Below are 12,672 nucleotides of genomic sequence, written 5' to 3'. Positions count from 1 at the left end.
AACAAGGAGGCTGACACCATGGCTAAGAAAGCGCCTGATATGGAAGAGTACCAGTATGGATTCCGTGACGAGCATAAGTCGATATTCCAGTCTGGTAAAGGGCTCACGGAAGAAATTGTCCGGGAAATCTCCGCAATTAAGAATGAACCGGAATGGATGCTTAAATTCCGCCTGAAAGCACTGGAGCAGTTCCGCAAGATGCCAATGCCTACTTGGGGCGGCAATATGGACGATCTGGATTTCGAGGACATTCAATATTATGTAAGACCTTCGGAGAAACAGGGCAAGACTTGGGAAGAAGTGCCTTCCGAAATCAAGGAAACCTTCGATAAGCTGGGTATTCCTGAAGCGGAGCAGAAATTCCTTGCCGGTGTCTCGGCACAGTATGAATCTGAAGTTGTATACCACAGCATGCAGAAGAACCTTGAGGATCAGGGGGTGATCTTCACAGATACGGATTCTGCACTGCGTGACCACCCCGAGCTGTTCAAGAAGTTTTTCGGCACCATCATTCCTCCGGCAGACAACAAGTTCGCCGCGCTCAACAGCGCAGTCTGGTCCGGCGGCAGCTTCATCTATGTTCCGAAGGGTGTGAAATGTGAAGTGCCTTTGCAGGCCTACTTCCGTATCAACTCCGAGAACATGGGACAATTCGAGCGGACCCTGATTCTTGCGGATGAAGACAGCTTCGTGCATTATGTTGAGGGCTGTACGGCACCAATCTATAGCACCAACTCGCTGCATAGTGCAGTGGTTGAAATCCTGTGCATGAAGAATGCCCGTGTCCGTTACACAACCATCCAGAACTGGGCACCGAACATCTATAACCTTGTAACCAAACGTGCGGTTGCCGAAGAGAATGCTACCATGGAATGGGTAGACGGCAACATCGGTTCCAAGCTGACAATGAAATATCCGGCAGTTGTGCTTAAGGGCCGCGGAGCCAAAGGTTCGGTATTGTCAATCGCGGTAGCAGGCAAAGGCCAGCACCAGGATGCAGGCGCCAAGATGATTCATCTGGCACCGGACACTACTTCCACGATCGTCTCCAAGTCGATCAGCAAGCACGGCGGGAAGGTAACTTACCGCGGACTCGCTTCCTTCGGCCGTCAGGCAGAAGGCGCGAAATCCAATATCAAATGCGATACGCTTATTATGGATAACGAGTCCACCTCGGACACGATTCCTTACAATGAGATCATGAACGATAACATCGTGCTTGAGCATGAAGCTACAGTATCCAAGGTCTCTGAAGAGCAGCTGTTCTATCTCCAGAGCCGCGGCCTGACTGAAGCTGAAGCTACGCAAATGATCGTTATGGGCTTCATCGAACCGTTCACCAAAGAGCTGCCGATGGAATACGCGGTAGAGATGAACAGATTGATTAAATTCGAGATGGAAGGCTCCATCGGTTAACAGGAGCTTCGATCTTCGATTATAACCACGCAATATCCTGTACGTGCCCACAGATTCTTGACGCAATATTGTCTAAGATCTGTGGGCATTTTTATGTGGTATGGGGAATTATACAATGTGAAATAATGTAGTGGACACAGGAGCAACCGTGTAAGTTATATCTTTCCGGTCTTAAGGAGGCCCCGATGAGAAAATTGGTCGTATCAGAGTTTATGACGCTGGATGGAGTAATGGAGAATCCGCAGTGGACTTTCGCCTATGGTAGTGAAGAACAGGAGAAATACAAGTTCGGTGAATTGAAGGATGCCGATGCTCTGCTGCTGGGCCGTGTGACGTATGAGGCATTTGCTGCTGCCTGGCCCAATATGCTGGAGCAGACCGGGGAATACGGCGAGATGATGAACGGTTATGCCAAACATGTCGTCTCCACAACGCTCTCCGAAGTCACCTGGAACAATTCAAGCCTCATTAAGGACAACCTGCCGGAGGAGATAACTAAGCTTAAACAGCAGCCGGGCCGGGATATTCTGGTATTCGGCAGCTGTACGCTGGTCCAGAGCCTGATCAGCCTGGGTCTTGTGGATGAATTCCGCCTGATGGTATTCCCGGTGCTGCTTGGCAGCGGCAAACGGCTATTCGGTGAAGGACTTAAGGAGCAGGGACTGCACTTGACAGATACCCGGAGATTCTCCCCGGGTGTGGTTGTTGCCAGCTACAAGCCGGTTAAGGATTAGGATTAATGTTCAGGCAAATGGCGTAAAGAGATTTGAATAAGTTTTACTAATAGGGTTAGCGGATAGACTTAGCGAATTAGCGCAAGCACCGGAGCATAGCTGTTATGCTCTGCTGCTTGTGTTTTTTTGTTTGTAGACACGATGAAGTGGACTGAGAAGCGCTTATTTGTTCAAAAAGACCCATATTGTCGCTGAAACGGACTGAGATTCCGTTATATTGTCTTTTCGCGCCTGAAAGGAGGGGCGCGCGATCAAATAAAGGAATGTGAGTCCGGGTGTCAGGCAAATTCTCCTGATTTGCCCGATTAGCGGAATGTCAGTCCGCCTCAGGCAGGAAGGGGTCCGTTAAAGGCTTACAGCGACGCTTTTGTAATATTAATACATAATATTCCTTTTAACGGACAGCCAAAAAGCAGTTTCGCAGGGTTGAATCTTGCTATATCTTAATTGAGCAGTATTTACGAGGAAATAGGAGGAATTAAAGCTATGGGAGGTCTTTTCCACCTGCTTAAGCCCTGTTTTTTCCGAAAAAACAAGGAAAATGCTCATTTCTCCCCTTTGCCGCATTAAATCATGGGTGATAAACTGCTTAAAGTCCCTAAATTGAAAGCGCATAAAAAGGTGGCTTAAGATGTGAGGTTTGGGGACTAAGACCATGCTTACGAAGTAGCTTTACTTCGTAAAGCTTTAAGGAGGAGAGATATGGATGTTCTCAGGCAACTGCGGGGCTTTTATCGGGAGAAACTGCACTATTTGATTCTGTCGATTATATGTTTGGCGGCCGCAACTGCAGTGGGGCTTATTACCCCCAATTTGTTAAGGAGATTGATTGATGATGTTATTGTTCCCCTAAAGTTTACTGAGGTGCCCGTACTCGCTCTTAGTGTGCTTGCTGTAATTATTGTTAAGGCCTGCCTGCAATTTGCCCATGGCTTCTTCGGTGGACGGCTGGGGAATTTTCTGGCCTACCGGCTGCGCAATGCCTGCTATGAGAAGCTGCAATTCCTGTCCTTCCGTTACTATGATACGGCGAAGACAGGTGACCTGATGTCCCGGCTGACCGGGGATTTGGAAGCGATCCGGATGTTCATCGGCTTCGGATTTGCCCAATTGCTGAATGTATTTTTCATGGTTTTGTTCGGTTCCATCATGATGTTCACAATCAACTGGCAGCTTACGCTGGTTACTCTGATCACTATGCCGTTCCTGGCTGTAGTTGCACTCAGATTCGAATCCAAGATTCACCCGGCCTTTCAGGAGATGCGTCTGGCGTTAAGCTCCCTGACAACGGCTGTACAGGAGAATGTCACCGGGGTGAGAACAGTCAAATCGTTTGCCAGAGAGGCTTACGAGGTTGAGAAGTTCTCACACCGTAATGAACGTTATAAGGATAATCAGATTTTTGCCGCCGAGCTATGGAGTAAATTCTTCCCTGTGATGGAGCTGCTCGCTTCGGTCAGTGTAGCGATATTGCTGGGGGTTGGCGGTACACTGGTCATTAACAAGCATATGTCGCTCGGAGAACTCGTCGCTTTCTTCAGCCTGATCTGGTATATTATCGGACCGGTATGGGGCCTTGGCTTCCAAATCAACAACTATACCCAGTCCAAGGCATCGGGAGAACGCGTGCTTCAAGTCCTTAATCAGCAGATCGATGTGAAGGATAAAGAGAATGCAAGTGAGCTTGTACCGTCCGAAGTGAAAGGCGAAGTGGATTTCGATCATGTTACTTTTGCTTACGGGAACAAGATGCCGGCTGTCAAGGATATTCATTTCCATGCTGAGCCAGGTGCGGTCATCGGATTCCTGGGAGGAACCGGCTCCGGGAAATCCACCATTACCCAATTGATGATGCGCGCTTATGATGTGAATCAAGGAAGTATCAAGCTCGATGGGGTGGATATCCGTGAATTCCAGGTCCGCAGTCTGCGGGCACAGATCTCGACGGTGTTCCAGGAGACGTTCCTGTTCTCCTCCTCCATCCGCAATAATATCTCCTATGGACTCAAAAATGTCAGCATGGATGAAATCATCCGTGCCGCCGAGCTGGCGAAGGCGCATGAGTTCATTATGGAGATGCCGGAGGGCTATGATACGGTGGTAGGTGAACGCGGGATGGGACTCTCCGGCGGACAAAAGCAGCGGATTGCCATTGCCCGCGCGCTGCTGAAGAACCCGCGGATTCTCATTCTGGATGATGCGACCAGTGCGGTCGACATGGAGACGGAGCATGAGATTCAGGCAGGATTCCAGGAGGTTATGCGCGGACGTACAACCTTGATCATTGCCCACCGGATCTCCTCTCTGCGCCATGCCGACCAGATTATAGTTATGAATGAAGGGAAGATGGTGCAGCAAGGTACGCATAAGGAACTGATTGAGGTTCCGGGACCTTACCAGGATGTATACCGGATTCAATATGCCGATTATTTGGCCAGAGATAATGAACTAGGGGCAGGTGATCCGGCATGAATCTTGAGACATCCAAGCAGACCGCAAGTGCGGCATTAGAGAAGGATAACAGCAAGGCAGAGGAACAGACTTTGGAGGAGCGTTTCGTCTACAAGGATGATGACGTGATTGACAAGGCTTTTGACTGGAAGCAATTCACCCGCCTGTTCGGCTATATGAAGCCGTATGCCAGGCAGATGCTGCCGCTCGTCGCAGTAATGATGATTCTGGGTACAGTGACGAAGCTGACGGTTCCGTTCCTGACAAGTATGGCGATCGATAAGGCAATTGCTCCCGAGGACGGCAACTCAAGTCTTACGCTGCTATACACACTGACGGCCAGTGTTATTGTGCTATATCTGATCCAGTGGATCGCCGGTGTGTACCGGATTAAGTATACGAATGTGATCGGGCAACGAGTCATTTATGATCTGCGTTCGGATCTGTTCCGCCATATTCAGAAGCTCTCCTTCAACTTCTTCGACAAAAGACCGGCCGGATCAGTACTGGTGCGGGTGACGAATGATATCAACTCGCTGCAGGATTTGTTCACGAACGGGGTCGTCAACCTGATGATCGACTGCGTCCAGCTGGTCGGCATTATGGTCATTCTGCTGCTGATCAACTGGAAGCTGGGACTTGCGGTAATGATTACCGTGCCGGTTATGTTCCTGATCTCCACCAAGCTGCGGCAGCGGATCCGGATTGCCTGGCAGGATGTGCGGATGAAGAATTCCCGGATCAACTCCCATCTGAATGAGTCGATTCAGGGGATTCGCGTGACTCAGGCGTACACCCAGGAAGAAGAAAATATGCATTATTTCGATGCCATGAATATGGACAGCCGGAAATCCTGGAACAAGGCTTCGGCAATGAACCAGGCGTTCGGTCCGATTATTGAAGTCACCGGCGGCTTCGGAACGATGATCCTCTTCTGGTTCGGGGCTTATCTGATCCAGTCCGGTGAGCTTACCGTTGGTTTCCTGGTTGCCTTCAGTACGTATGTCAGTAACTTCTGGGACCCGATTAACCGCCTTGGCCAGATGTACAATCAGCTGCTGGTAGCCATGGCTTCCTCGGAGCGGATCTTCGAGTATCTCGATGAGCAGCCTGCGGTTCAGGATAAGCCGGGCGCAACACCGCTGTCCAAGATTCAGGGAGACATTCACTTTAACAAGGTCGTATTTGAATATGAAAAAGGCCGCGCCGCGCTCAAAGGCATTGATCTCGATGTGAAAGCCGGCCAATCGATTGCCCTCGTCGGCCATACCGGCTCCGGTAAAAGCACGATCATCAACCTCATCGGCCGGTTCTATGATATCAAGAGCGGCGACATCACGATCGACGGCAGAGATATCCGTGATGTAACCCTGCAGAGTCTGCGGGAACAGATCGGGATCGTGCTCCAGGATACCTTCATCTTCTCAGGAACGATCCGGGACAATATCCGGTTTGGACGGCTGGATGCTACAAATGAGGAGATTGAAGAAGTTGCCAAGGCAGTGGACGCCCATGACTTCATTATGAAGCTGCCGGGCGGCTATGAGACCGAAGTTGAAGAGCGCGGCAGCGCACTGTCCATGGGCCAGCGCCAGCTGCTGTCCTTCGCCCGGGCGCTGCTCGCCGATCCGCGGATTCTGATTCTGGATGAAGCGACAGCCAGTATCGATACGGAGACGGAGATCAAGATCCAGGAAGCGCTGAAGCTGCTGCTTCAGGGCCGGACCTCCTTCATCGTAGCCCACCGGCTCTCCACCATCCGCCATGCGGATAAGATTGTGGTGCTGGATCATGGCGAGATCAAGGAAGAAGGCAATCACGCCGAGCTTACCGAGCGTGACGGCATTTATAACGGTTTAATTGAAGCGCAGTTCCGCTTCTTATAGCAGAATGACAGACAGCAGCCCTCCCCGGCACACTTTAATTAGCAGGGAGGGCTGCTGTTATTTTTATACAAATTCACCCCTGCCGCTTGGCGGCTCTGCCGGTTACCCGGACCTCCAGCATCTGTGCACTGATCTCCTGCTGCCACTGAGAGTCTTTCGTATGTGCCGCCAGCATGGCTTCATTATTCAGCCGGGCCATTTCCCAGCAGTACACCGTGTTGACATGAAGGCAGTGCTGCTGCTCGTCACGTTCCGCTGCGGCCAGCGGCCGCTTCAGACTAAGAGTATACAGCTCCGCAAGGCGCTGATGAACTGCAAGCATAGGTTATCTCCTCCAAATGATCTTTTGCTATCAGCCTAGCCTTGGAGGCCGGGATTCAAACAGGGGAAAATAAAGTTCTTGAAATCGCTTTTTTTTATGCTACAATAACAGTAATACAGGATTGTGACCGGTAACGCGGGCAATGCCTAAGCTGATGCGAGTATCATTTTCTTAATGATATTGGGATCAACTTAGGCTTTTTTTGTACAAACTATATGGCAGGAGGTGAGATAGAGATGATTATCGAGAAGGTGCTGAACAACAATGTACTTCTGACCAAGAATCAGAAAGGCAAGGAAGTCATTGTCATGGGCAGAGGGATTTCCTTCAACAAGGTGGCAGGGGATTATGTAGATCCGGCTAAGGTGGACAAGATTTTCCTGCTTAATGAGAACGAATTCACGGCAAGGCTGACGGAGCTGCTGAATGATATTCCAGTGGTGCATCTGGAGCTGGCCAATGAGATCGTGATGTATGCGAACGGGGTGCTGGGCACAGAGCTGAGTGATAATCTGTATCTGACGCTGACGGACCACATTCATTTTGCGCTGCAGCGTTTCGATAAGGGAATCATGCTGAAGAACGCGATGCTGTTCGAAATCAAACGCTTTTATAAGAAGGAATATGAGATCGGGCTGGATGCCCTTAAGATTATCGAGCAGGCAACGGGCCTAGCGCTTGGTGAAGATGAAGCCGGTTTTATTGCCTTGCATCTGGTGAATGCCAGGATGGATGGCGGCAATGAGATGAGATCAACCGTCAAGATGACGGAAATCGTGCAGAATATTCTGAATATTGTTACCTATCACTACAAGCTGGTGCTTGATGAGACTTCGCTGAATTACTCGCGGTTCCTGACGCATCTGCAGTATTTCTCCATGCGGATCCTGAAGAAGGAGACCAATAACAGCGGCGAGGAGTTTCTGTATAACCAGGTGAGGCAGACTTATGTCAAGGCCTTCGAATGTGCAAGCAAGATCAATGAGTATCTGGAGAAATCCCATGGCCAGAGCTTAAGCAAGGATGAATATGTCTATCTGACCATTCACATCCAGCGGGTGACGGACCGTAACAGTCTGGAATAACACATTCCCTAAGCGAACCCTCTAACTTCATATTTTCCATCCTACAGGGTGTAACTGGTAATGCAGGCAAAACCTGAACTGATGGCAAAACTAGCGTTTTTTGACGCCCTTTTGCCCTGAGTTCAGGTTTTTCTTGTTTGCAGGGGGGGATAATAGAACTTGCTGGCACAACCTGCCTCTGCAGCGATGTTTAATCAATCGAGAAATATAAAGGAGCATACCCAAGTGAGCAATAAAGACTTATCCAAACAGATTATTACACTCGTTGGCGGAGAAGGTAATGTGAATTCCGTATTCCATTGTGCAACGCGCCTGAGATTCAAATTGAAGGATAGCAGCAAGGCCAATAAAGCAGCGCTTGAAACAACGCCGGGAGTCATTACCGTGGTGGAGAACAGCGGCCAGTTCCAGGTCGTCATCGGCAACAATGTCAGCCAGGTGTTTGAGCAGATTATGAAGGAAACCTCTTTGCAGGATGCAGAGAAAAGCGGTAATGACGAAAGCTCCGAAAGTACCGGTGTACTCGGCAAAGCGGTTGATATTATTTCAAGCATCTTCTCTCCGATTCTCGGGGCGCTCGCCGGTGCAGGGATTCTCAAGGGCCTGTTGGCTTTGATTCTCTCGCTGGAATGGATCAGCGGCACCAGCGGTACGTATCTGATTCTCAATGCAGCGTCGGACAGTGTGTTCTACTTCCTGCCTGTGTTCCTGGCAGTTACAGCGGCGCGTAAATTCAAAGCCAATCAATTTGTCTCCATAGCAGTAGCCGGGGCGCTGATATACCCTTCGGTAATTGCTGCTGTGGGTTCGCCGGACCCGCTGAACTTCCTGGGGATCAAGATTGTGCTGATTAACTATTCCTCCAGTGTAATTCCGATCATTCTGGCGGTATGGGTGCAATCCTATGTGGAGAAATGGTTCCGTTCGTTCATTCATGAATCGGTCCGAAATATTCTGGTTCCCATGTTCGCGCTCTTAATTGTAATTCCGCTTACGTTCCTGGCCTTCGGACCTGTAGGCTCACTGATCAGTGACGGTTTGGCTTCCGGTTATACCTGGTTGTACAATCTTAGTCCTTTGGTTGCCGGGGCTATTGCCGGGGCATTCTGGCAGGTATTCGTGATCTTCGGCGTGCATTGGGGATTTGTGCCGATCATGCTCAGCAACATTGCTACATTGGGGTATGATACGATGCTGCCAATACTCTGCGCAGCAGTTCTGTCTCAGGCCGGTGCAGTATTCGGCGTATTCCTGAAATCCAGAAACCCGCAACTCAAAGCTCTGGCCGGTTCTTCCACACTGGCAGCCATCTTCGGGATTACTGAACCGACAATCTACGGGGTTACCCTGAAGCTCAAGAAACCGTTCATCTATGCCTGTATCTCCGGTGCGATCGGTGGGGCGATTATTGCACAAGGCGGCGCAAGAGCACTGTCCTTCTCCTTGCCGGGACTGCTGGCCTTGCCGACTTATTTCGGAACCGGATTCCTCTGGGTAATCATCGGCATACTTGTAGCCTTCGTACTCGCTGCTATTCTGGTATTTGTGCTTGGGTTTGATGACCCGGCAGCCGATACAGCAGCTTCTGTTAACACAAGCGGACCGGTTAACCCAATTACACCCACTATGATTGACAAAGAAATGGTGGTAAGTCCTCTGGCTGGAGCACTGCAGCCGCTCGATAGTCTGCCCGATGAAGCTTTTGCTTCCGGCGCAATGGGTAAAGGCATTGTCATCGAGCCGTCCTCCGGGAAGCTGACTTCTCCGGTGAACGGAACGGTAACCACGGTATTCCCGACAGGGCATGCGATTGGCATTACTTCGGATGGCGGCGCAGAGCTGTTGATCCATGTAGGAGTCAACACGGTGAAGCTGAAAGGGAAACATTTTGACAAAAAGGTACAAGAGGGAGATAAGGTCGTGCAGGGTCAGCTATTACTGGAATTTGATCTTGAAGCTATCCGTGCGGCAGGCTTTGTAACAGCGACTCCGGTCATTGTCACCAACTCGGCAGAATATCTCGATGTTCTGAAGAATACCGGAAGCGAAGTAACAAACGGCGAAGCTTTGCTAACCCTAATACACTAGAACCCGTGCTCCAATGAGCAGGTACTTACGACTTCTAAAAAGGAGATACACATGACTAATTTCAAACAGAAATTTCCGGATAACTTCCTGTGGGGCGGGGCTACGGCCGCGAACCAGCTGGAAGGCGCTTACGATCAGGGCGGCAAAGGCCTGTCCAGTGCGGATATGGTAGCTTACGTGCCCAAAGCAGAGCGCAGCAATGATCATGCCATCGAAATCAGCTCCGAGCGGATCGCGCAAATTCTGTCCGGCGAATTCAATGCACGTTTCCCGAAACGTGAAGGGGTCGACTTCTACCACCGCTACAAAGAGGACATCGCTTTATTTGCGGAAATGGGCTTCAAGGTGTTCCGTCTGTCGATCAACTGGGCCCGGATTTATCCGAATGGCGATGATGCCCAGCCGAATGAGGCCGGTCTGAAGTTCTACGACGATGTATTCGATGAGCTGCATAAATACGGGATAGAGCCGCTGGTTACCCTGGCGCATTACGAAACTCCGCTCGGTCTGACGCAGAAATACAACGGCTGGGCCTCCCGCGAACTCGTCGGCTGCTTCACCCGCTATGCCGAAACGGTGTTCCGGCGTTATAAGGATAAAGTGAAATACTGGATCACCTTCAATGAGATCAATATGATGACCCTTAGCCCGTTCACCGGCGGCGGTGTTGTCATTGACCGTGCCGGGAATAAGCTGCAGACGATATACCAGGCCCTGCATCACCAGTTCATTGCGAGCTCGCTGGCTACCAAGCTGGTGCATGAGATTATCCCCGGTTCCCGGATGGGCTGTATGCTGGCGCGGATGGAGAGCTATGCGGCTACCTGTAATCCCGAGGATGTGCGGTTGAACCAGCATGAGAATCAGCTGAACCTGTACTTTACCGATGTCCATGCACGCGGCGAATATCCGAAATATATGGACCGTTATTTTGCAGAGCACAATATTGAACTCCACAAAGAGCCGGGCGATGATGAGCTTCTGAAGCAGTACACGGTGGATTATGTGGCATTCAGCTACTATATGACCCTCACGCTGTCAGTTAGTCCTGAAGGGGAACGGGCGCAGGGTAATCTGTTCGGCGGGATAAGAAATCCTTATCTCAAGGCCTCGGAATGGGGCTGGCAGATCGACCCGACCGGGCTGCGGATTATGCTGAACACGATGTATGACCGTTACCAGAAACCGCTGTTCATCGTTGAAAATGGGCTTGGGGCGTATGACAAGGTTGAGCCGGACGGCTCCATCCATGACAGCTACCGCATCGATTATCTAAGACAGCATATTGCCCAGATGAAGGAAGCCATTATGGACGGTGTGGAACTGATCGGCTATACAAGCTGGGGACCGATTGACCTGGTGAGTATGTCTACTTCGGAAATGTCGAAGCGCTACGGCTTCATCTACGTGGATCTGGACGATGACGGTAACGGGACGTTGGACCGTTCGAAGAAAGACTCTTTCTATTGGTACAAAAAGGTCATCGCCAGCAATGGTGAAGAACTATAGCCTGCGTTAAAAGAAAAGGAGATTCGCTGACCCGTATCCGGGTTCAGGAATCTCCTTTTTGCATGAATGTATATGTAGCCGGCCTATTCCATATAGATTTCTACGACCGCAATTTTGCGTTCGCGCGACAGATCAAGGAATTTGCCTTCGCTCTGCACGAGCGGCCGGAAGACATCCAGCGGGTTGTTCATAATGATTACACCCATATCTCCGGTGCTGAGCAATACGCGTTTGCCGATAAAATTAGGCATCAGATGCTGAATGAAGGCTTGTACCGGTTTGCCGTTCAGCTTGCCGAAGCTGAGCGAGTTGATCTCGCGCAGTACGGAAATCAGCTCCTGCTTGGACTGGTAGACCCGGTGGGAGGTCATGGCGCTGTATATATCGGCGACCGCTGCAATCTGGGCATAAGGATGAATATCGTTCTTGGTAAGCTGGTGCGGATAGCCGGAGCCGTCTTCACGTTCATGATGCTGCAAGGCGACTAAAGCTGTGAAAGGATCATTCATGGAATTCTGAATGATTTCGTGCCCGTAAACCGTATGTAGTTTGATTTCGTCGAATTCGGCAGCGGTCAGCTTGCCGGGTTTGTTCAGAATATCAGGGGAGATCCGGCATTTGCCGATATCGATCAGGTATCCTGCACGGCCGATCTCATAACACTCCGCCTTGGAATATCCCAGCCAGGAGGCAATATAATAAGATAGCATCCCAACCTGCAGGGAATGGTTGTAGGTATAATTGTCTTCCCGGTCAAGCAGCAGAAGGAGTGAGACGACATCTTTATGTTTGTCGAGCGTGGATAACGTCGGCTGGAGAATATCGTCTACAACGGACTGATTGAAGCTTCCCTTAGTGAGTGCTTCCATATATAGAGATTCAAAACCATCGATCATGATGTCGAAGCTGCCGGAAGCAGCCTGGATGATTGAGGATCTGCTTGAGGGTGCGGGTTCTTCCTGCACCGTTTCAATATCTACATAATCTACGCCATGCTGTATCAGCTTGGCGATCTCCTCCAACTGGAGCCGTGATCCTTTGGGGAGTACATGCAGCCCGCGTGAGCTGAAGGTATCCATCCGCAGATGATCACCCGGTTTTAGATCCATGACGTGTACTCTCAATGAATATGCCACCTTACTATAGCGATTTTTTCCAGCATAGCAACAAAGTCGGGAATA

9 protein-coding genes are annotated in these 12,672 nt (G+C 50.2%); 7 read left to right on the top strand and 2 right to left on the bottom strand.

All coding sequences use genetic code 11. The features are described from left to right. Positions 1-18 precede the first annotated feature (18 nt). From sufB to NSQ73_RS22145, 4 genes are all read left to right on the top strand, one after another. Complete coding sequence (gene sufB / locus NSQ73_RS22160; RefSeq protein ID WP_340988199.1) at positions 19-1,416, top strand: Fe-S cluster assembly protein SufB; 1,398 nt, start codon at positions 19-21, stop codon at positions 1,414-1,416. A 185-nt stretch (positions 1,417-1,601) separates the two neighbouring features. Further along, the gene (locus NSQ73_RS22155; RefSeq protein ID WP_340988197.1) at positions 1,602-2,150 is read left to right on the top strand and encodes a dihydrofolate reductase family protein; all 549 of its coding nucleotides are present in this window, start codon (positions 1,602-1,604) and stop codon (positions 2,148-2,150) included. 702 nt (positions 2,151-2,852) lie between these two features. Beyond that, positions 2,853-4,622 carry an ABC transporter ATP-binding protein gene (locus NSQ73_RS22150; RefSeq protein WP_039300219.1) on the top strand — a complete coding sequence of 590 codons (1,770 nt, stop codon included), beginning with the start codon at positions 2,853-2,855 and terminating at the stop codon, positions 4,620-4,622. Continuing rightward, positions 4,619-6,487 carry an ABC transporter ATP-binding protein gene (locus NSQ73_RS22145; protein ID WP_081969908.1) on the top strand — a complete coding sequence of 623 codons (1,869 nt, stop codon included), beginning with the start codon at positions 4,619-4,621 and terminating at the stop codon, positions 6,485-6,487. The genes NSQ73_RS22150 and NSQ73_RS22145 overlap by 4 nt, the downstream gene beginning before the upstream one ends. Before the next feature lie 73 nt (positions 6,488-6,560). Here NSQ73_RS22145 and NSQ73_RS22140 read toward each other — a convergent pair whose 3' ends face one another. Continuing rightward, a complete protein-coding gene (locus NSQ73_RS22140) occupies positions 6,561-6,809 on the bottom strand; it encodes a DUF7667 family protein (protein WP_039300213.1) in 249 nt (82 codons plus the stop codon). A 236-nt stretch (positions 6,810-7,045) separates the two neighbouring features. Between NSQ73_RS22140 and licT the strand changes: the two genes are divergently transcribed. From licT to NSQ73_RS22125, 3 genes are all read left to right on the top strand, one after another. After that, the gene (gene licT, locus NSQ73_RS22135; protein ID WP_042135285.1) at positions 7,046-7,894 is read left to right on the top strand and encodes a BglG family transcription antiterminator LicT; all 849 of its coding nucleotides are present in this window, start codon (positions 7,046-7,048) and stop codon (positions 7,892-7,894) included. A gap of 225 nt (positions 7,895-8,119) precedes the next feature. Further along, the gene (locus tag NSQ73_RS22130; RefSeq protein WP_340988196.1) at positions 8,120-9,982 is read left to right on the top strand and encodes a beta-glucoside-specific PTS transporter subunit IIABC; all 1,863 of its coding nucleotides are present in this window, start codon (positions 8,120-8,122) and stop codon (positions 9,980-9,982) included. Between the two features lie 51 nt (positions 9,983-10,033). Beyond that, positions 10,034-11,491: a glycoside hydrolase family 1 protein gene (locus NSQ73_RS22125; RefSeq protein ID WP_340988195.1), complete on the top strand. Its 1,458-nt coding sequence runs from the start codon at positions 10,034-10,036 to the stop codon at positions 11,489-11,491. Between the two features lie 83 nt (positions 11,492-11,574). On the opposite strand, the gene NSQ73_RS22120 is transcribed toward NSQ73_RS22125, so the two are convergent. Next, complete coding sequence (locus tag NSQ73_RS22120; RefSeq protein ID WP_039300202.1) at positions 11,575-12,615, bottom strand: HD-GYP domain-containing protein; 1,041 nt, start codon at positions 12,613-12,615, stop codon at positions 11,575-11,577. Positions 12,616-12,672: the final 57 nt, after the last annotated feature.

Source organism: Paenibacillus sp. FSL R10-2736, from assembly GCF_038000245.1.
Lineage (GTDB): Bacteria > Bacillota > Bacilli > Paenibacillales > Paenibacillaceae > Paenibacillus_AQ > Paenibacillus_AQ phytohabitans.
This window is presented reverse-complemented; position numbering and strand designations above follow the sequence as displayed.